Origin of the sequence: Nonlabens sp. SY33080 (assembly GCF_011784885.1) — a bacterium.
Lineage (GTDB): Bacteria > Bacteroidota > Bacteroidia > Flavobacteriales > Flavobacteriaceae > Nonlabens > Nonlabens tegetincola.
On record NZ_CP050461.1, the window covers coordinates 1497794 to 1519710 of the forward strand.

At 34.9% G+C, this 21917-nt stretch carries 15 protein-coding genes and 1 tRNA gene; 9 read left to right on the forward strand and 7 right to left on the reverse strand.

The annotated features are described in order from the left end of the window. The first annotated feature begins 301 nt into the window (after positions 1-301). From HCN53_RS06960 to HCN53_RS06970, 3 genes are all read left to right on the forward strand, one after another. Entirely contained in the window at positions 302-1021 is a 720-nt protein-coding gene (locus HCN53_RS06960) for a hypothetical protein (RefSeq protein ID WP_167342476.1), read from the forward strand. 138 nt (positions 1022-1159) lie between these two features. Continuing rightward, entirely contained in the window at positions 1160-1735 is a 576-nt protein-coding gene (locus HCN53_RS06965) for a hypothetical protein (protein WP_167342477.1), read from the forward strand. An 83-nt stretch (positions 1736-1818) separates the two neighbouring features. Then, complete coding sequence (locus tag HCN53_RS06970) at positions 1819-1971, forward strand: hypothetical protein (RefSeq protein ID WP_167342478.1); 153 nt, start codon at positions 1819-1821, stop codon at positions 1969-1971. Positions 1972-2002: 31 nt separating this feature from the next. On the opposite strand, the gene HCN53_RS06975 is transcribed toward HCN53_RS06970, so the two are convergent. Genes HCN53_RS06975 through HCN53_RS06985 form a run of 3 tightly spaced genes read right to left on the reverse strand, consistent with a single transcriptional unit; the run spans position 2003 to position 5765 of the window. Then, positions 2003-3262, reverse strand: coding sequence for a hypothetical protein (locus HCN53_RS06975; protein WP_167342479.1), 1260 nt, complete (start codon positions 3260-3262; stop codon positions 2003-2005). Between the two features lie 6 nt (positions 3263-3268). Beyond that, positions 3269-4483, reverse strand: coding sequence for a hypothetical protein (locus HCN53_RS06980; RefSeq protein WP_105019585.1), 1215 nt, complete (start codon positions 4481-4483; stop codon positions 3269-3271). A gap of 10 nt (positions 4484-4493) precedes the next feature. Next, complete coding sequence (locus HCN53_RS06985; RefSeq protein WP_167342480.1) at positions 4494-5765, reverse strand: OmpA family protein; 1272 nt, start codon at positions 5763-5765, stop codon at positions 4494-4496. A gap of 136 nt (positions 5766-5901) precedes the next feature. On the opposite strand from HCN53_RS06985, the gene HCN53_RS06990 reads away from it, so the two are divergent. The 4 genes from HCN53_RS06990 to HCN53_RS07005 are packed head-to-tail and all read left to right on the forward strand — an operon-like array spanning position 5902 to position 11860. Continuing rightward, positions 5902-6456, forward strand: coding sequence for an RNA polymerase sigma factor (locus tag HCN53_RS06990; RefSeq protein WP_105019587.1), 555 nt, complete (start codon positions 5902-5904; stop codon positions 6454-6456). Next, complete coding sequence (locus tag HCN53_RS06995) at positions 6449-7177, forward strand: tetratricopeptide repeat protein (protein ID WP_167342481.1); 729 nt, start codon at positions 6449-6451, stop codon at positions 7175-7177. Before HCN53_RS06990 ends, HCN53_RS06995 begins: the two co-directional genes overlap by 8 nt. 19 nt (positions 7178-7196) lie before the next feature. Further along, positions 7197-10196, forward strand: coding sequence for a CHAT domain-containing protein (locus HCN53_RS07000; RefSeq protein ID WP_167342482.1), 3000 nt, complete (start codon positions 7197-7199; stop codon positions 10194-10196). Positions 10197-10246: 50 nt separating this feature from the next. Beyond that, positions 10247-11860, forward strand: a complete 1614-nt coding sequence (locus HCN53_RS07005; protein WP_167342483.1) for a T9SS type A sorting domain-containing protein — start codon at positions 10247-10249, stop codon at positions 11858-11860. A gap of 69 nt (positions 11861-11929) precedes the next feature. Here HCN53_RS07005 and rpsT read toward each other — a convergent pair whose 3' ends face one another. From rpsT to proS, 3 genes are all read right to left on the reverse strand, one after another. Further along, positions 11930-12181 (reverse strand): 30S ribosomal protein S20, encoded by a 252-nt coding sequence (gene rpsT / locus HCN53_RS07010; RefSeq protein WP_042277382.1) that lies wholly within the window; start codon positions 12179-12181, stop codon positions 11930-11932. 41 nt (positions 12182-12222) lie between these two features. After that, positions 12223-12294 (reverse strand) — tRNA-Glu (locus HCN53_RS07015). A 128-nt stretch (positions 12295-12422) separates the two neighbouring features. Next, positions 12423-13901 carry a proline--tRNA ligase gene (gene proS / locus HCN53_RS07020; RefSeq protein ID WP_167342484.1) on the reverse strand — a complete coding sequence of 493 codons (1479 nt, stop codon included), beginning with the start codon at positions 13899-13901 and terminating at the stop codon, positions 12423-12425. A 113-nt stretch (positions 13902-14014) separates the two neighbouring features. On the opposite strand from proS, the gene HCN53_RS07025 reads away from it, so the two are divergent. Beyond that, positions 14015-15064 carry a hypothetical protein gene (locus HCN53_RS07025; protein WP_167342485.1) on the forward strand — a complete coding sequence of 350 codons (1050 nt, stop codon included), beginning with the start codon at positions 14015-14017 and terminating at the stop codon, positions 15062-15064. A 17-nt stretch (positions 15065-15081) separates the two neighbouring features. Further along, positions 15082-16578, forward strand: coding sequence for an OmpP1/FadL family transporter (locus HCN53_RS07030; RefSeq protein WP_167342486.1), 1497 nt, complete (start codon positions 15082-15084; stop codon positions 16576-16578). Positions 16579-16795: 217 nt separating this feature from the next. Here the strand turns inward: HCN53_RS07030 and HCN53_RS07035 are convergent, their stop codons facing one another. Next, positions 16796-21877: a T9SS type B sorting domain-containing protein gene (locus tag HCN53_RS07035; RefSeq protein WP_167342487.1), complete on the reverse strand. Its 5082-nt coding sequence runs from the start codon at positions 21875-21877 to the stop codon at positions 16796-16798. Positions 21878-21917 lie beyond the last annotated feature (40 nt).

Here is a 21917-nt window from a genome sequence, read left to right on the forward strand (position 1 = left end):
TCTTCCCTATTAAATAAAGCCTCAATTCACATTGAGGCTTTATTTTTGCACTTCATCCTGATTTAATCACTTTGGTCGATTGACTAATACCCACATTTAATCAAATGTGAAATATTTTAAAAAAACACTCTTCAAAAGCGTCATTTCCCTGATAAATAAGAACTTTTAAAGAGTAAAAAAATCACCTTTTTATCAAAACATTCAGTTTAACGTGTTTAAAAGAGTCCTAATCGAAAAATCATAAATTAAGACTTGTTAAGTATTTTGTAATTGTACTTTTGGACCACAAATTACAATCGTGATGAAAAAATTATACTATTTATTTGCTATCGTTTTACTAGCTGCTTCTTGTTCACAAGTTGAAGATGCAAACGCTCTAGAAGGTCAGAATGATCAAATAGAAATTGCAAAATTAAGCGAGCAAGAATTTATAGATCATGTTGAAAATATTGCTCTTGCAGACAATTTAATCTCACAACATATTAATCCTGAACAATCAGTTTCTCCTGTTCCTTATGAAGCGATGACTACAGAAGTGGAAGAAGGAAAATTTGGAATCATTGGTGGTTCTAACTCTGGAGCTTGTTTTGTAGGAGAAGCTCTTAAAGTTTCCAACTCAAAAAGATACGGTGAATTCACTGTAAATATGGACTCTAATAAAACATATCTTGAATTAGAATTGAATGATGGATGGTACTTACATTCAATCTATATGAATGTAGATTCTACTTGTGATGCCTTACCTAGAGACAGTAACAACTTAATCAACCCATGTTTCTATGGAATCCGTAACTGTTTTAGAGCTTATACAGAAAGTGTAAAGTATAGATTCAACAATAACCATTTCGGAGATTGTTACTGTACATCAGTTTACGCTGTAATCTACAGTGTAAATGAGCACGGTTGTATAGATCAAACTCACGGAATATGGGTAGACGGTGCTGAAGTTCAAGATCAGTTCAACATTCGTACTAACACACACTGTATGTCTGACTGTGGTAATGGAAACCCAGACAACTAAAAGATACAACAACAAACCAATAATTAAAGACGCCTAATTAGGCGTCTTTTTTATTTAGAATAATATTAAAAATAGTTCGTTGTAATACTGCGTATTTTTGCAAAATCTTTGAAACAAAACTTTTAAGTATCCCTAAACATGAAATTCTATTTCTTTTTACTAATACTATTTATTACACACACATCCATCCTAGCACAGGATTCCATCGCGACCCATGAAAAATTGAATAATAAGTTCAATGAAGTTATAGAATCCTCTAACAGATATCAAGAATATAGAGTTATTGAAATTGATAAGATTAACAAGCTTAAAAAAGAAGTCACAACAACTGCAGAAGATCAAGATATTGAAATTAATAACTTGAATAAGCGTATCGAAGATCAAGTAAGCCAGATACAAGAGTTGAACGATCAAATGGAAGCTAGTAAAATTGACATTGCCGCCCTGGAAAAAGGACAAGATAGTATGGAATTGCTAGGTATTCAACTAGAGAAAAGTATGTATAATATTATTCTATGGTCAATAATTGGGATTTTAACCATATTACTAATAAGCTTTATCTATAAATTCAAAAACAGCAACAGTTTAACATCAACTGCTCAAGAACAATTGGCTCAAATAGAAGAAGAATATGAGAATTACCGCAGAAATGCGCTTGAAAAAGAGCAAAGGCTTAATAGACAATTATTAGATGCAAAAAAAGCTAACAAATAATTAAACAAGATGTAATCCTTTGTTAAACCAGTTATTATACTCTTATTAATACGTAAACTTCTTTATCTTTAAAAGAAAAGATTATGAATACAGAAGGAAAAACGCCGGAAAAAACGAGCAAAAAAGAACAAGCCATTAATCTAGAAGAAACGCATGGCAAAAAAATTAATCATCAGGTTAAGGACAAGAAAGAATACACACAACCTAGAGATAATTTAAACGCTAACAAAGAATAAAAAAAATCCCGCTAGTGCGGGATTTTTCTTTTTATATAAGCTCAATAGTGTAATAGTATCCAAAATGAATTTTCTTCTTCTTGGGCTCTTTTATATCACCATATACATTTAATATACGCTTACCATTTTTCACTTCAATTTTAAAGTGATCAGGACTATCTGGAATTCTGAATCTACCATTACTACCACGAGCATAATTGCTTTCACTAGTTTTACCGGTTAACAAATCAATAACCGCTTTCATATCAATATTTCTTTTTGATCTAAAATCACTGCGTTTGAGAGCTCTAAGACTTTCTATAAATACAAACTCATTTGCCATAGATATTTTGGGTAATTGTTTTTCATAAACGTTGTAAACAAAGTAACCGCTCGTATTAAATAATTGTCCTTCTGGATAGTTATTGATATCATTACTACTGTACCATTGACGCCAGTTAATACTTTTTAAGATCCAAGAATCCTTTCCTGTATTCTCTCTTTTTTCATAATCTTGTAGATTACTTCCCATCTTTAATTGATTTCTAAAACCTAAAAAACCACGTTCTCGTTTTCTTAAATTGTCTGAATTCCAACATTTAAAACCATTTAGGGTGATTTTAATCTTATACTCCTTTCCTAGATTTGTTCCTGTTCTTACATCAGAATTTGGTAACTGTGTACGGTTACCATTCCAACTTCCATATTCCAAATTATCGTATTTACCTTTGAATGAACTGTTAGAAAAAATAAAGGAACATGGCCTGATTTTACCTGATTCTTTATTTTTAAACTGACCTTTAAAAATTCGGGTCGATGGATTTTTCTTACCCCAAATCATTCCTCCCTTATCTCCATAATGAGCGACCATAAATCCAGACTTACTATCAATAAAGTCTAGCGTACCGAATTTAGTTTTCCATTTTCCTTTATGGTAATTCTGTGGTGCATCGCTTACTTTTTTCCCGTTCCAATCTCCTTGTACTACACCTGTACTCCATTTCCAGGTGCCTTTAAAACCTAACACAGTTTTTTCTAAGTATGCGTAGCCTAAGGTTCCATTGTTATCAAAAACAACGTTTAGCTTTCTTCCGCTTTTTCTGATAGACCTTATAGTTCCTCGATCACTATATGTGCCTACCACGTAATTACCTCTTTGCAATAGGATAATTTGACCAAAATTAGTCTCATAGGTTCCTGTCCAGTTGAGAACCGTAGTAGGTTCCATGTTTGATGTTGTATTTGATTCTGCTTTCGCGAAAGCGATACCAAAAAGTAATATCGCAATTGCAATTAATCTTGAAGTTTTCATATTGATTTAATTAAGTTGAATTGTATAGAAGTACGCCCATTTATCATTATTGCCGTATTTAATGAAGGCATAACCGCGTACCTTGCGTTTACCGTTAGATTCTGAGAGCCAAAAAGTGTGATCTGAATTTGAGATCTTCTTACGACCATCGGGAGCATTTTGAAAGCTATTAGAATTTCTTTTGTAGGTCAAATAATCCAATATATCCTTCATAGGTATTGAATGAGCCACTAAACGATCTGAAGCATTACTAATGCTACGTAGTCTTTTATGCGTGAAGTTTAAGTTGAGAATTGGATTTTTGTAATATCCTTTACCACCATTATAATAATTAACAAGATTGCTATATTGTTGATCAACCTGTTTTTCTTTATTTTCTTTATAGGTAATATTAGATTGATCTTTATATAATGTGTGTGTCCAATGCCTTCCTTTTTCATCAAATAAAGAGGCGCTTATTGTGACCTTACCCCTTTCCTCACCATGCATTAAACCGCGATTTTTATAATTCTTAATGGTTTGTAGTGTAATATTTACAGTCTGACCGTTCTCACTTCCTCGTATATTAGTATGCTGCCTACCTTTAGAAGTGATAGTTCCATATAGGCCATAATCCCAATCCATCACTATATCAAAAGGACCGCTGGTCTTTATTGTGTCTTCTGAATTTGAAATATAGGCGTAGAACTTCATTTGAGATCCACCACTAAAACCACCGTGAACAAAGTACTCCTGACCATCCTTATATAAGAAACCAGCAACTTTACCTTCAGGATTATGAATGAGGTCTAGTGTACCGAAATCTGTTTTAAAGGTGTTCCACATGTGTAATCCTTTAAGTTTTGAACTGGTTTTAAAAGTTCCATCCCATTTACCATCCCATTTATTTCTACCTGTGGTTGTTTTCCATTTCCAATCTCCTTTCCAAGCTTGATTAGATTGTGGAGTGAAAGAAACTTGTCCAATTTTTTTTCCATTTGAAAAGCTACCTGTGTAGACTCTTCCTCGACCTGAAATGGTAAAATTGGATAGTAACAGATGACCTACTCCTTTGTAAAGGCCTACCGTTTTCTTATTTGATCTTGAGTTTAAAATGTGAATATCTCCATGATCTGATGTGTAAACTCCATCCTTAATTTTAGCATTGATTACTTCATTTCCGGCCATAGCTAGGGCTGTGACAACCATAAATACGGCTGCCGTTATTACTGTTTTTTTCATGATTGATTGATTAAATTTTTCTTATTTCTACGCGACGATTTATTGCTTTGGCCGTCGCTGTTGTTTCATTTGTAAGTGGTTGCGCATCACCAACTCCATCTATTGACAAGATATCTGGGGTGATATTAAAATCATTAATGAGGACATTATAAACTGATTCTGCACGCTTTCGCGAAAGCGTGATGTTATCATCATATTGCCCATCACTGTCAGTGTGACCTATAATTTGATATGAATTCTCAGGATTATTCTCAATCTCTCGAGCAATTGCCTTGATAGTAGCGTAGGATTCTGGGTTTAAACTTGCGCTTCCTGACTGGAATGTTATTCCATGAGCTTGATAAGAGTCGTTATGAAACAAACTTGTAGGAATTTCAACCTGTCCAGCATATTTAATATTACTGATATAAAAATGTTGATTTGCCGGTGAAACATTACTAGCAAATCGGATTGTTTGATACAGCACATCCGGTTGTACCGCTTGGGTCATATCAATTACTTTTTCACTATTGATATACATTTTTATGCGAGTATCCTTTTTTACAATTGAAACGTGGTGCTTTTGATAAGGTTGTGCAGTTTTGTTTGATAATACCGCATGAGGTTGTTTTGTAGACGCATCTGTAGATCTACTTGTTGTCTTTTTGTAAAGTATCGCTCCTTTACCACCACCGCCAGAGCCTGCGCCTATACGCAAATAGGTGTAAGAATTACCTTTATAAGGCTTTGACAAATAACTATATGGATCTTCAAGATCACTAAGTATGACATCAAAGTGTCGCTTAAATGCATATTCGTCCATTTTAAAATCATAAACAAAGTCGAATTCTAGTGTAAAATCGGATTGTAAATTATTGGCGATCTCACTTATAACGATAGTCCTTGATCCTGCCCCAATTTTTAGCCATTTTTCATTGAATTCCTCGAGCTTTACTACTTCAGTTCCTGCGTTTGTATGCCAGCTAGTGGGAAAATCTCCAATAAGCACATTGGAAAAATCTTCAAAGTAGAGAAGATTCTCTCCTGGTGTAAAATCAAATTTTGAATATGATTTTAAAGTAGATTGATTGTCATAATACATTGAGTCTTTAAACTCAACCATTTCTAATTCTTCTTTCACTATAGGTGAAGTATCATTCGCACTATCGTTGCCAAATAAAAGGTCGTCTACTCCTTTATCTATTTTCTTTTCTATTTTCTTTTCAGTCTGCTGGACTTTTTGATCAATTTTCTTCTTTAATTTTTTAAAGAATTGAGCTTGACCATTAAAGGCTGTTAACATAAATAAGCACGTTAACAGGGTACAAAGATTTTTCATGATTAGAGTTTTTAATTGATTTACTCCTTAATGAAGAGCAGGAATAAAAGGTTAACAAAACCTAAAAATTTGTAACTTTAATTCCTCTAACCAACGGATAATGAATCATCAACAAGAAGAGACCATTTACCTTCTAAAATCTGGAGATCGATCCTATTATGAAAAAATCTATTTGCATTACAAGCAAGATTTTAAAGGATACGCTCTTAAACGAGGTATTCCACTACATGATGTTGATCAATTATATCAAGACAGTTTTGTTCAACTGTATCAAAATGTCGCTACCGGTAAATTAACTACACTTACTAGTAGCTTAAAGACCTATTTATTTGGAATAGGGAATTATAAGATGATGGAATACTATAAATCTAAAGGTACTTATGTTAACCTTGATACTGATAATGACATTAAACAAGAAAACCCCATGATGTTCTTTGAAGAACAATCATTGACTGAAAATCAAAATAAATTATACACCGCATTAAACAATATAGGCACTAGATGCAGAAATATTCTTGAGTTATTTTATTTACAAGGTTTGAGTATTAAAGAAATACTAGCAACCGAGAATTATAGTAGTGAAAATACAGTCAAAGCACAAAAAAGCAGGTGTTTAAAACAACTTAAAGAATTAGCAAACAAAGCAGATGGATAAAGAACAGCTCATACAATTAATTATACATAATAAGGCTAACGATTATCAGAAAAATGAATTTGAAAAACTCGTTAATACTGACCTAGAGTTCAAAAAATCCTATCAAGACGCACTTGATATGCGTGCTGCATTAATTAAATCAAAATCTGCAGAATTGAGGAATTTGTTTGACAAACTCGAAAGTACACATGGAGATAAACAGCAATTATCTAGAAAATTATCTATAAAAACAATCATACCATTTGTTGCGGCGGCTAGCATCTTGCTATTTATATTGTTATGGAATAGTTCTCCTTCAAATGACGAAGTTTATAACCAATATTACACTCCTTATCGCAATGTAATAGTAAATATAGAAAGAGGCGAAACAATAGGAGATGATCAAGTGAGTCGAGCTTTTTACAATTATGAAAGTAAAAATTATGCAGTGGCATATAAACAATTTGACAGCATATACAATCAAGATAATCAAAGCTTCTATTTGTTTTATCAAGCTAATGCCGCGCTGGGAAATGAAGATTATACTTCAGCAATTGAGCTATATAAAAAACATCAAAAATTACAAGATGACTTCTACGCAAGATCACGTTGGTACCTAGCCCTTTCTTACGTAAAAATTGGTGAGAAGGAAAAAGCAATCTTGGTACTTGATAAAATAATTGATAATCAAAGCTATAACTACAAAAAGGCTCAATCTCTATTACAAACTTTAAAAGAATAAATCCTTAATTTTTTAGGCTATGAGAACCAACCAAACAAGCATAATCATCTCTTACCTTTTGACATCTAGTCTTATGCTTTTCTTATTGGCTTGTAAAAAAACTGAAGACAGCAGCTTTAACAAACAGATAAATACTCACGTTGAGAATATTATTGAAACCGATAAAGTTAATGACTCTTTGAGTAAAAAGTTCTATCAACAAGTTCAGGATAGTATAGCTGTTAATAATATTAATCCATCACTCATTTCACTTTTAGACAGCACAACCTTTTATTATGACAAGGTAAAGGTTAAAGACTTAAATTATTTAAATGAAATTTATAAACTTAATTACTCATTTAGATACTACCAAAATGATGTAGAAAATGCGGTCCTGAAAATAAAGCAGTTCTTAAAGATTTATAATTCTTTAGAGTATAAAGATTATAAAATAGAATTACCAGCAATTGATTACTTGGTAAATGGATTGCTTAGAACTAGTGACTGTAGTGTTGCGATTGATGATTACATAAAGCCCACTGTAAGAAAAATTGACTCTTTAATCAAAACAGAATCTACCCCAGAAAATCTTGAATTTTTAGAAACAGCAAAATTATCTCTTTATCAAAACCATCTTTCCTGTACACAAGTAATGGATAACGGATTTGAAAAAATTAAAGTACTCAAGGAAATTGAACCCCTTTTAACCCCAAAATACAAAGGAAAGGATTATCTGTTTCAAATTCTAGATTTAATCGATAACGTATCAGACACTTATCATGCATTAGGTGATTACGATAAGTTTCAACTTTATCTACACATGTATGAAAACCTACCTGCAGAAAGAGATGCAATAGATAAACAAATCCTCATGGACAGGTACATGATGCATGCAACAAACGTAAAATCTGATTCCCTATTCTTTAAATATTATGACGAATCCAGTCGTATTTATCAAACTTCTAGAAATGAATATTCTGAATTTTCTGATGAATACATTACTATGGCTCACTGGCAAAGGATAGCTTACGAGCGCAAGGCAAGATACCTTTTAAAACATGTTGACTCATCCGATAAGGAAATAGCAACTCTATTACATAAAGCTATTAAACTTGTTAGTAATTTTCAAAATGATAATTACATCAACCCTATTAATGCGTATAAAAACCTTGTCGAGTACCATCTTGCAAACGAAAGAATAGATAGTGCTGTATTTTATTTGAATAAGCATCTAGAAAAATCAAAAACCCTTGAAGACAGTTACCATATAAGAGATAACTATTTTCTAAACACTTTGGTTAAAATACAATCAAGAAATAAAGATTCAATTATCAGAAGTCTAAATGATTACTATGAACATCTAGGCATTTCAAATATCGATTCGTTTATCAATAAACCTGAATTACTTAAAGAAACCTCTTTAAGTGAATCATCTGTAAAAAGGTTTATCAAGCTTGCCCATTCTCTTCATAAAACAGCGACTAACAATCAGGACGACGTATTACTACATAAAAGTAAAGAGCTATTTCTATTAAGTACTGGATTAATAAATCAGATGAATTTAATAGTAAATAATAATAGTAATTATGTAATACAAATTGACAAAATCAATAACGCTCTGGTTCAAATCGATGATGAACTGTCTCAATTAAATGCCTTAAATGAAGACGATATTTTTAAAACGGTAATAGCTTTAGAACAAAACCATTCCGTTGAAATAAAGTTAAAGTCACGGTTGTATAAGAATGTAAAAAATGATTCCGTTCTCCTCAGGTGGCTTTCGCAAAAGTACTCTCTCGAAAAAAGGATAAAGAAAATCTCTCAAGAACAATCTAAGGACTCTATAACTCAATTTAGTTATCCAACACTGGTTAATGATCTTAATAACGTTAATCAAAACATAGAAGAGAACTATCCTTACCTATCAACTAACAAGCAAGGTCAAATTACCATTTCATCTCTTAAAAGTTTGGCAAGCCAGCAAACCTCTCATGTATACTATAATGGTGACGATGGCCTTTATTTATATTCTGTAAGTCAAAATCCTTATACCATTAGACTACTTAACAACGAGGAGTTTAATAATATAAATCATAGGACCATCCAGTCAATCGCTAATAAAGAGCCGTTACTACCCACAATTAATATTGGCAACAAACAATTTACTAACGTCACAATTACACGATATGGCGCTACTCAAAACCTACCGCTCCATTACTTAGTCTCAAATTATGCTGATAAAAATATAAGCTATTCATTGCAACTTCAAAGTCATCAATTTGATGGCGATCATAGACCATCATCTTCGCTCATTATTACACCATCCTACACAAATGTAAGCAACAGTCTAGCAGCTGTTATTGAACGATCTGGCTCTTATTCATTACCCTTTGCACGTGACGAAGCAACCTATATTTCTAAATTATTTGACGGTACTCTTTTTATTGATGAAGATGCTACTAAAGAGAAATATATTGAGAACGCACCCAACCACAATGTTCACCATCTCGCTATGCATGCTGTAATTGACGAAGAGAATGATTACGATGCAAGGTTATTATTTCAGGGTGAAAAAGATGAGGATTTTCTAAACCTAGAGGAAATTTACAAATTGCATTTAAATGCCGATTTAGTAACATTAAGCGCCTGTAATACTGCTTATGGTAAAATAGATCCTATTGAAGGTGCAATGAGTCTTTCTCGAGCATTTCAATATGCAGGTGCAAGAGCAACCATAACAAGTTTGTGGCGTGTTCCTGATAGAGAGACATCGATTATTATGAAGAGCTTCTATTCTCATCTTAAAAAAGGTCAACCCAAAGATGTTGCACTTAGACTAGCTCAGGAAGAATATGTATCTAATCAAGTCGAAGAAGAATTTAAACATCCCTATTATTGGGCTGGTTTCATACTTACTGGAGACACTAACCCTATAATTTATTCAGATTCACCGTTGGAAAACCTATGGTATGTGATTCCTTTCATACTATTATTGATAGTTCTCTATATCACGCTTTCGCGAAAGCGAAAAAAACAATAATCCCTTGTTAACCTATTTCATAGAGATGCCATTAATGGTAAACTAATCTCATGAAAACATTTTACATTTTACTATTTACCACCTTCATTTGTCAAGCTCAATTCTATGGTCCCGATGATTTTAGAATAAGTGATGCTGGAGGATTTGGAAACACTACACCAAGTGTTGACTTTCCAGACATAGCCTACAATTCAAACAACCACACTTATCTTGCTGTATGGGAAAGCGCCGATACAGATTTCAATGGAGTCGTAGCAAATAACAGTCAAATAATTGGACGATTTATCGATTTAAACGGAAATGTATTAGGGAATGATATTCTCATATCATCTTTAAATCTAGGACAAGCTCCATTGGAGAATCGTTTTCCTCGAGTAGCTTTTAATTCCTCAAACAATACTTTTCTTGTGGTTTACCAAGGACAACTTAACGCCAATAAAAGTGAAATTTATGGTGTGGTATTAGATCAAAATGGTTCTATAATATCGAGTGATTATAGAATAACAAATTCCGGCTCTAGTGGAAATTCTTCAATCGATGCACGTACACCAGCTCTTGTATATAACTCCTTGTTAAATGAATATTTTATGACTTATATAATGGTAAGTCAAGCAACAAGTACTGCTAATGGATCTTTGGAACTTTATGGTCAAAGACTTAATCAAAATGGCTTACAAATAGGCACAAGTTTTCCTATAACCAACTCTGCCAACGGTATACAAACCAACGGGTCCATACCCGATGTGATCTTCAATCCCAATGCAAGAGAATATGCTGTTACCTATGTTGCATCACCTATTAATAATCAAGAAGAGGCTTTTGTTACCATTGTTAGTGAAAATGGTAATCTAGTTAACCAATATCAATTAAGTAATAGAGGAAGTATAAACAGCAACAGTTTTGGTAATAAATGGGTAAGAGCTGCATACAGTACGACAGACAATCGGTACATCTTTGTTTATGAAGCTGATAATTCTCGAGCAGGAGAAATAGATGTATTTGGAGTTATCTATGATGATTCCATGAATATTCTAGTCCCTGAGTTTGAAATTAGTCTAGTAGGTGCCCAGTCCACTAGACATTTTGCTGCAGCTGCAGATGTTGATTGGAACCCGAACGACAATACATTTTATGTCGTTTTCAACGCAAATCCTTTTTTCTCAAACAGGTTCGAAAGAGAAATATTCATGAGAACCGTAACTACTACAGGAGTGACAGGAAATTCATTGTTGCGTGTATCTGCAGCACCAGTTAATGCTGATGGAAGTGCATTTTTACCCAGAATTGTTAGTAACGGTCAAGCGGCACTTTTAATTGTGTACAAAGCAGAGGATACTTCAAGTGGAAGTATGATGGTAAATCAAGAATATGAAGTTTATGGACAACTATATGGTAGTAGTACCCTTAGCTTAGATCCAAATCAACAATCTCAAATTGAGTTTTACCCTAACCCATCCAAAGACTTTATATTTATTGAAGGAAATGGTGATGTGGAAAAATCGGTTACTATTTCTAGTCTATCTGGAACACAATTACTGCAGCATCATGAAATAAATCAAAACCTCACCAAAATTGACATTTCAAACTTGGCTACTGGTGTATATTTCCTAACGGTTACGTCTAATAATGACATCATTACTTGGAAGTTTATTAAATCGCAGTAGCTTAGACAAACTATATAAATAAAAAAGCTCGCTTGAAGCGAGCTTTTGATTTTTTTAAACAGATACTAATTAAAGTGCATTAACGTGCTTTGCAAGTTTAGACTTTAAATTACCTGCTTTATTAGAATGAATAATATTCTTTTTTGCTAATTTATCAATCATAGATGATACTTCAACATATAATTTTTCAGCAGCTCCTTTATCAGAAGTCTCACGTAATTTTTTGATAGCATTACGAGTTGTTTTGTGCTGGTGCTTATTCCTAAGTCTAGCAGTCTCGTTTCTTCTAATTCTTTTTAAAGCACTTTTGTGATTTGCCATAATCTTTGTAAAAATCGTCTATCTAAAGACTTGTTTTATTGTAGCCCGTAGGGGAATCGAACCCCTCTTTCCAGGATGAAAACCTGGCGTCCTAACCGATAGACGAACGGGCCATTGAGTTTTGCTCGTTTAGCGGATGCAAAAATAAGAGCTTTTTACGATTTGCCAAACTATTAAGTAAAAAAAATGAATAAATTTTTCAAGTTATTTTTAATATTCTCAATTTCAATTAATTAGACCCCTAATAAGCCTTAGCAAACAATACCCTTCTTGTACTAGGTTTCCCAGAGAATACGCAAGTTCCTTGTTCTTCCTTAGCATCAAGAGGGATACACCTAATCGTGGCCTTAGTCAGTTCTTTAATTTTATCTTCTGTCTCTGCCGTCCCATCCCAATGAGCACTTATAAAGCCCGTTTTGTTTTCTAAAACGTTTTTAAACTCTTCAAATGTTTCAACTTTAGTAATGTGATTATCTCTAAAATCTAATGCTTTATTGAACAATGACTCTTGAATCTCTTTGAGTAATTCTTTCACACGCATCGCTATTCCTTCTGAAGGAACCACTTCTTTAGTCAGGTCATCTCTTCTAGCGAGTTCTACCGTTCCATTTGCTATATCTCTTGCGCCAATCGCAATTCTTAATGGAACCCCTTGTAATTCGTGCTGTGCAAACTTTGCTCCTGGTCTTAAGGTATCTCGATTGTCATATTTAACAGTTACTCCTAGTGACCTAAGATCTTTCATCATCTCATCTGCAACGGTTGTAACTTCCTTCAACTGATCTTCTCCTTTATATATGGGTACTATGACAACTTGATTTGGTGCTAGATTTGGAGGCAGCACCAAACCTTTATCGTCACTGTGAGTCATAATCAAAGCACCCATTAATCTAGTAGAAACTCCCCAAGACGTTGCCCATACATAATCTTGCTTCCCTTCTTTAGAGGTAAACTTAACATCAAATGCCTTGGCAAAATTTTGACCTAAAAAGTGACTTGTACCTGCCTGCAAAGCTTTACCATCCTGCATTAGAGCTTCAATACAATAAGTCTCATCGGCGCCGGCAAATCGTTCACTTTCAGTTTTCAAACCTTTAACCACTGGAATCGCCATGAAATTTTGAACGAAATCAGAGTAAACATTATTCATTAACTCTGCTTCTTGAATCGCTTCTTCTTTAGTTTCATGAGCTGTATGACCTTCTTGCCACAAAAACTCTGCAGTCCTCAAAAACAGCCTTGTTCTCATTTCCCATCTAACAACATTGGCCCATTGGTTTATTAATAAAGGTAGATCCCTATAACTTTGAATCCATCCTTTATAAGTATTCCATATGATTGCCTCACTGGTAGGTCGCACAACCAACTCCTCTTCCAATTTAGCTTGTGGATCTACTCGTAATTTTCCTGGATTTTCAGGATCATTTTGTAGTCTATAATGAGTTACTACAGCACATTCCTTAGCAAAACCTTCAGCATTTTTTTCTTCCGCTTCAAACAGGCTTTTAGGAACAAACAAAGGAAAATAAGCGTTTTGATGACCTGTTTCTTTAAACATACGATCTAATTCTGCTTGCATTTTTTCCCAAATAGCAAACCCATAAGGTTTGATAACCATACATCCTCTTACAGCACTGTTTTCTGCGAGGTCAGCTTTTACTACTAGTTCATTATACCATTTGGAGTAATCCTCTGCTCTACTTGTTAGGTTTTTAGACATTTATTAATTTTTTGGCACAAATATTGTGCTTAGATTAGAAGTTTGTTAATCCTTATTATTAGGATAACAAAACTACTTATTTTTATCAAATGCTATCAAAAAAATCAAAAGTTATGAGTATCAATTACAATTTTAGAAAAAAATGGAAATCAGCGATTTTGTTATTCGCTTTAAGTTTTATGATCATTTCTTGTGGTACCTATAACAACATTTCGTATAACGATGGCATCTATGGTGAATCAGAATCGGTAAAAGTTGAGAACACTCCTACATATCAAGATGACAGCGCAGGCTACTATGAAAGACTTTTTGAACAAGAAGGTGAACAATTTGGGAGTAACTTTGAAGTCGACAGTGTATTTACTGATGTGGAATCATATTCTGGAGGTAGTTATGATTCTTCAAACCCAGATGCTACAGCTACCTATGGTGGCGGTAATCCTGCATGGGGAGAAAATCCATCTCAAATTAATATAAATTATATAGATAATGGATGGGGTTTAGCACCTGGTTGGGGTTGGAACAATTGGGGATACAACCCAGGATTCGGTTGGGGTTCAGCAAGGTGGGGAATTTTTGGTGCTCCTGGCTATAGGTTTAACAACTGGGCCTGGGGTGGATTCGGGTATTGGTCACCTGTTTGGGGTTGGAATAACTATGCTTGGCTCAGCTGGAATAATTGGGGATTTTTCCCAGGCTGGGGTTACGGAAATGGTTGGTATACCAATAACTCTGGCTGGGGTTACAACCAAAATAATTTCGCTTATGTCAATAGAGGTAGATCTTCAAGAGGTTATAGCCTAAACTCAAATACAAGAGGTAGAGCCGCTTATGGAAGTCGAAATACCACAAATGGTAGATACTATTCTGGACGAAGCACCTCAAACAGAAGAAGTAGTTCGATATCTAGAAGTAGTAGAACCTCTCGAAATAGTAGTATTTCAAGAACATCAAGAAGCTCTACACGTAGTACCAGAATAGGAACAAGAAGTTCTAGTTCTCGTAGCAGTGGAATGAGATCTGGTAGCTCAAGAACAAGCCGTTCTTCAGGTATGAGAAGCAGTGGTAGCTCTTCAAGATCCTCAGGAATGAGAGGTGGCGGATCTAGTGGTAGATCTTCAGGTGGTGGACGTTCATCAAGCTCTAGAGGTCGTAGAGGATAATTAGAAAGTTAAATTATATGAAAAAGGCAATAATTATAGGCGCGCTCGCACTGGGTGCGCTTTTTTCAAGCGCTCAATCTGTTCAAGAAGGACTTACTTACACTCCACAAGATATATATGGAACAGCTAGATTTAGAGCTCTTAGCGGAGCAATGGGATCATTAGGAGGCGATTTATCTGCAATTGGAGTAAATCCTGCTGGTTCAACAGTATTTGCAAATAATTACGTTTCATTAAGTTTAAATGTATTTAATCAAGATGCCGACACAGATTACTTTGGAAGCACTTCAAATGATGGTAGTACTGATGTAACTATCAATCAAGTAGGTGGTGTCCTAGTTTTTGAAGGCAACAATGAATCTGGTGTTACTAAATTTTCTCTAGGTATCAATTACGACGCTTTAAGAAATTATGACACTAGGCTCTTTTTTAATGGTGTAAGTGACACTTCTATTTCTCAATATTTCTTGAATAATGCTAACGGTATTACTCTTGACAATTTACAGTTACAAAATGGAGAAACAGTAAGCGGTCTTTATAGATTCCTTGGGGAAAATGTAGGTTTTGACGCACAACAAGCCTTCTTAGGATATGAAGCTTTTATAATAAACGCTGTTGATGATACCGACCCAAATAATATTGATTACGTATCAAACACTGGTAATGGTCCATACAACCAGACATATTTTGAAGACTCTAATGGGTATCAAAACAAAACATCTTTTAATGGAGCTTTAGAAATTGATAATAAATTTAGCTTAGGTCTTAATGTAAATATTCATTATTTATTTAATGAAAAGTTTACTCGCGCAACCGAAAACAGCAATGGTAATGTTTCTAGAACTAGATTTGACAATGTATTAAGAACAGACGGTAGTGGTGTAAGTTTTCAATTAGGTACGATAGCAAAGGTTACAAAGCAATTTCGACTAGGCCTGTCTTATGAGTCGCCAACATGGTATACTATTGAAGATAACTTAGTTCAGGAGATCGAAGCATCAGGAGCTAACATTAATGCTGTAGTTGCTCCTAGGGTAGAAAACTTATTTGCCCCTTACGATTTAAGGCTTCCAGGAAGTTGGACTGCAAGTGCTAGTTATGTTTTTGGCAAAAAAGGGATTATAAGTCTGGACTACGGTATAAGAGATTACACGAATATGAAGTTTTCTCCAGAAAACGATTTCATTTTTTCTCAAAACAACCAATTTATTTCCAACAATCTAGACACAGCTACCACTTTGAGAATAGGTGGAGAATATCGCGTTAAAAATTGGTCACTGCGTGGTGGTTATAGAATGATTGATTCGCCTTACAAGGATAAGAGTATTGTGGATGATCTTACAGGTTATAGTTTAGGTTTGGGATATTCATGGGGAAATACAGTTCTAGATTTGTCTTATGATTACTCCGAACAAGATTTCTCTCAAAACCTTGCTTCTGGAGGATTAGACACCTCTGGGAACGTACAAAACAGTCTAACTAATATCGTATTAACCTTAGGATTTAATTTATAACAGGTCAACTCTTAACAAGAAAAAAGCTGCATTTCCAATAGATGCAGCTTTTTTTATACCTAGGATTAAATGATTTTTATAATAATTGTGCTTGGTAGTGTTTAGTTATTACGCTTTCGCGAAAGCGTAATCAAATAAATAATAAGCAGTTTTAAAACCTAGTAAGCAAAAGCCCGCATTTAAAATGCGGGCTTTAATAATGTATACCATGAAGAGATTATCTTTTTAAAGCAAAGTGCCCAGTAGCCTCTGCGGATTGTCCTTCAAATTGATATTCAATTTTAAACCAATAATCAGAACTTGGTAAAGGCTCTCCATTAAAAGTTCCGTCCCAACCAGGACCATCGGTTGCTATTTGTTTTAGGAATTTCCCATAACGATCAAAAATGAATACCTGTGTTCCTGGTAGTCTATCACCTCCAATAATATTCCAAGTGTCGTGATAGCCGTCTGCATTAGGAGTGAAATAATCAGGATACCCATATACAAACACCTCTACAACTACTTCACCACAACCAGTTCGTTCTGCAATTGCCATTGTGTGAGGTCCAGGACTTACGTCATTAAAGTATGGTGAATCTTGGTAAGGTCCACCGTCTAAACTAAACCAATATTGATCTGGACCTTCTGTAGTTACAAAAATATCATGTGAAAAATCAAAAGGGTCTGTAGTAACCTCAACATCATAGGAAAGAGGAATTCCCGAAAAACGTACATTAGTACTTTCAGTTTGTTGACAGCCAGTAAACAAGTCTGTCACCACCACTTCATAATCTCCATCTTCTGTTGCATTCAAAAAGGAATCAGATGCACCAGCTATGATTGTACCATTTCGAGTCCATTCAAAAGAATAATCTTGATTATTAAGACCTGTATCAAGTAATTCAGGTCCATTTATAAGAACTCCGTTTTCATCTCTACACAAAATATATTGCGGCAGTAATTGTGGATCTGGTAAATCATTAAACAATAAATCTAAGGTGGTAAATCCTTCACAGCCTAAACCTGGGATTTCAACCCTAACGAATACAGTTGTATCACCGCTAAAATCATAATTAGCATTCAATGGGTTAATGCCATCCTGGGCGTCTTGAGAGGTTTCATGGAAGGTTACATCACTTGTTTGTCCTCCTGTTATCTCTGGGATAGCAGTAGTTAAATCTACCGTAGCTATTCCAGTTCCATCATCACATGATTCAAGTGGTGTTGCAACAAACGCATTAGGCGCTGCAAGTGCCTCTATTTCAAAAGTACCTACAGCAAAACAACCGTTTGAAGCATTTTCTAATCGATAATGGATGGTTTGTGGATTAGAAATATTATTGTAACTGTTACCATCTAATGAGTTTGTTTGTGAAACAGCATCGGCTTGTGACTCATAAAATGTTACTACTCCCGATTGACCGTTAGTTATTTCTGCAGTGCGATCGCTTAAAGAAAACATACCTACACCATCATTATCATCGTCACATACTTCAAGATCTGAAACCGTAACCGTTTGTGGAATTGGATTTACGGTGATGTTGAAACTTGATGTATTTGAACAACCTGTTGTATTATTCACTACGCTAGCGTAAATCGTTTCAGAAGTGGAAGTATTTGAATAATTGGTATTTAAAGGATTTATAGATGAATCTGCATCGGTTTGAGACGCATGATAAGTTATAGTATAATCAGCAGGATTTAAACCATTCAATATCACGGCATCGTTTTGAGATAAGTCAAAAACTTCTATTCCATCTCCTGAAATATCATCACACAATTCTAAATCATTACCATTAATAATAGAAGGAGCTGGATTAACAATTATATCAAAATTAACTGTCGAAAAACAGGTCGCATTTACTACACTTTCCATTCTTACATAAATGGTCTCTGTAGCTGCAGTATTATCATAACTTGTTGAATTTAAAGTATTGGTATTTGAATCAGCATTAGCTTGAGAAGAAAAGTAAGTTATCACATAATCTGCTGCGTTCAATCCGTTTAAAATTGCCGCATCTTGTGAACTTAAGTTAAAATTCTCAATGCCGTCGTTAGAAGGATCATCACAAACCACTAGATCTGCAGGACTTGTTGCCACCGGTAACTCATTAACAACAAGACTAAAACTACCTGTTGTAAAACACGAACCATTAGACACACCTTCTACCCTTACAAAAATTTGCTCTCCTCCTATTGTACTGTTTGTATAAGAACTTGGAGAAGCTATAGCATTAGTCGCAGCATCAGCATCTGATTGAGAAAGATAGTAAGTTATCAAAACATCTACTGGATTTTGTCCATTTAGAATATCAACTTCTTGCGAGGTCAAATCAAATATTTCAATACCATCGTTACTTGTATCATCACAAACAATCATATCCTGTGCTGTATTAAAAACACCTAAATAATCCACTTGTAATGCGAATTGAACTACATCAAAACAAGCGGTATTGCTAGAATTTTCTAACCTAGCATAGATTGTTTGCGGATTTGAAGTATTTGAATAAGCTGTTGAGTTAGTAATTGGATTTGTATTTGAAGTAGCATCGGCCATTGATTCAAAGTAACTAACATTTCCAGTTGTTATCGTTTGAATACTGGCGTCTTGTGAGGTAAGGTCAAAAATTTCTACCCCATCATTACTGGTGTCATCACAAACCACCATATCATTTGGCGTGGTTGCTACTGGTAATTCATTAACCACAATATTGAAACTTCCAGTAGTATAACAAGCAGCATTAGGCACGCCTTCTACTCGTACAAAAATTTGTTCACCACCTACAACTCCATTAGTGTAAGAAGAAGGAGTTGCAATAGCATTGATATTAGCATCTGCATCGCCTTGAGAAAGGTGGTATGTTATAGTAACATCTGCTGAATTTTGACCATTTAAGATATCAACTTCTTGAGTAGTTAAATCAAAGTTTTCTATTCCATCATTAGTGACATCATCACACACAACCATATCAGAGGCTGTATTATACACTCCTAAATAATCAACTTGTATTGCAAATTGTGCTACATCAGAACATGATGGATCAATAGGATTTTCCAACCTAGCGTAAATAATTTGAGGATTAGAAATATTAGAGTATCCAGTTGGGTTAGTAATAGCGTTTGTATTTGCAGAAGCATCTGCCAGAGTTTCAAAATAGGTAACGTTACCACCAGTTACCGATTGAACATCTGCATCTTGAGTAGTAAGATCAAAAACCTCAACACCGTCATTGCTAGCATCATCACATACCACTATATCGTTAACCGGACCTGTAATGGTTTGATTAACTGTTATATCAAAAGGTAATACTGCGTTACAAGAAGGATCAGCAGTGCTCACAATTCTTATCCAAATAGTTACAGTACCAGAAGCTTGGTTATAAGGAAGCGGTATAGGATTTGCTCCAGTTGTAGCATCTGCTTGCGAGGTGTGAAATGTCATCGTAAAATTAGTTCCTACCGTTCCACCGCCGCCGCCAGACAAGCTACTATTTACATAACCTTGTAAGTCAAAATTAACAAGGGCCGTACAGCTGTTAATATCTGGAATCGTTACTGTTCCAAAGTCTATAATCGACACTTGAAAACCAGCTGGATCTACTTCAATACAACTATTTGCTAGGTTTGTAATAGAGACATAGACAGTCTCTGGAGAAGTAGTTGTTACGTATGCACTAGGATTTGCAATAGGGTTAGTTGCGTTCTCTGCGTCGTTTAAGGTATTATGGTAAGCGACTGAAAAATCGGCCGGATTTAAACCATTTAATACAATAGGTGTATTAACCGTAAGGTCAACAGCGGTAGTACCTAAAGTTCCACATTCAACAATGTCATTTGGTGCAGCATCGAGAATTTCCTGTTCTACAGTTATACAAACCTGTTCTGTATAAATACAACCAAAGCTGTCCGTAAATTCATAAGTATAACAGTTAAGACCTTCAGTAGTAGGTGTTACTGTTATCACATCACCATTTGTGGCTGTAATAGAAGGATCTGGCAACCATCTAGTTGCGCTACTACCAGGTGTAAAATTGAACTCACCTGGTATTATTGCTGGATCAAAAGTAATACCCCATTGAAAAATATAACCGTTGTCCGAAGTTAAATTATCTACTATATCTATACACCACTGACCGTTTAATGGACTTCCTATTAAATTAGTATAAGGATCAAATGGAAGATAATCACCAGCAGGAATAGTCGCGTTTGCAGCTGCGGCCTGAGCCCATGTTTGTGTCGCTGCTCGTTGTTCGGTAAAATAGTATAAAAATCCTCTACCAGGGCTCAGGTCTGAGTCATTATCTATTGGGATTCCTAAAAATGTTCCGCCACCATTAGAATATTGATGAAGAACTGCTGTTTGCCCATTTGGAGAAATTATAGTTACCTCTAGATCTCCTAAATAGGAATGCTCCATTTCTAAGAAGATATCTACGATATCAGATGCATTAGTTACCACTGCACCTGGAGTAAAAATATCAACATTTATACAGGTTTGATAGGAAACACCACTACCATCAGGAAGGAAAGTTTGTCCTGCGACAGGCGGAGTTGGGTTTATCGCAAATTCAACCGGCGTGACCACTCCAGTAATGTCGGTACTATCTCCAAAACAAATGGTGGTGTCATCAGGTTGAGTACCCGTAAAATCAGGATCTGTTGAAACAAAGATTATTAAGTCTATTTCCTCTCTATCAGTACAGCCAATATTATCAGTTACAGTAAATTGAACGTTGTATATTCCAGGACTCGCATACGTTTCACTCACCATTTGCCCAGTTACTGTTCCATTGCCATTTCCTAGATCCCACTCGTATGTTGCTCCTGTTCCATCTAAACTAAAAGTTGCGCTTCCGTCAAAATTCACAGTAGTACCTTGACATATTCTTAAAATTCCGTCTGCATCGGTTGCTGGAGTTGTTGTAATAGAAGGCGTAATGGTTTGACAAGGATCAAAACAACCTCGCGTCGCTCTCCAACCTGCATTATTCGTATTTGTACCATCAGAGACAAAGGTGATAAACAAACAACCGGTCGAATTAGTAGGAGATGCTTCTATCACTCCTGGCGCAGTAGTTGTATTTGATGCAGTGTAAAGAACAGGTGCTGTATTATCATCACCGTCATAAATAGTTAAAACATCATTAGGACCTATATCAATAAGTCCTATATTGAATTGCATTCTATCTGTCGGAATAATAGGACATAAAATAAGTTCACCATTTTCATTATTTCCATAATTTCCTGCAGGACCGCCACTATCATTTAAAAAAGCATTGTTACAACCTACATATCTCTCAGTTGCATTGGTGGGCATATTAATAGTTTGAACCTGGCTGTATGCTGTGATTGCCACT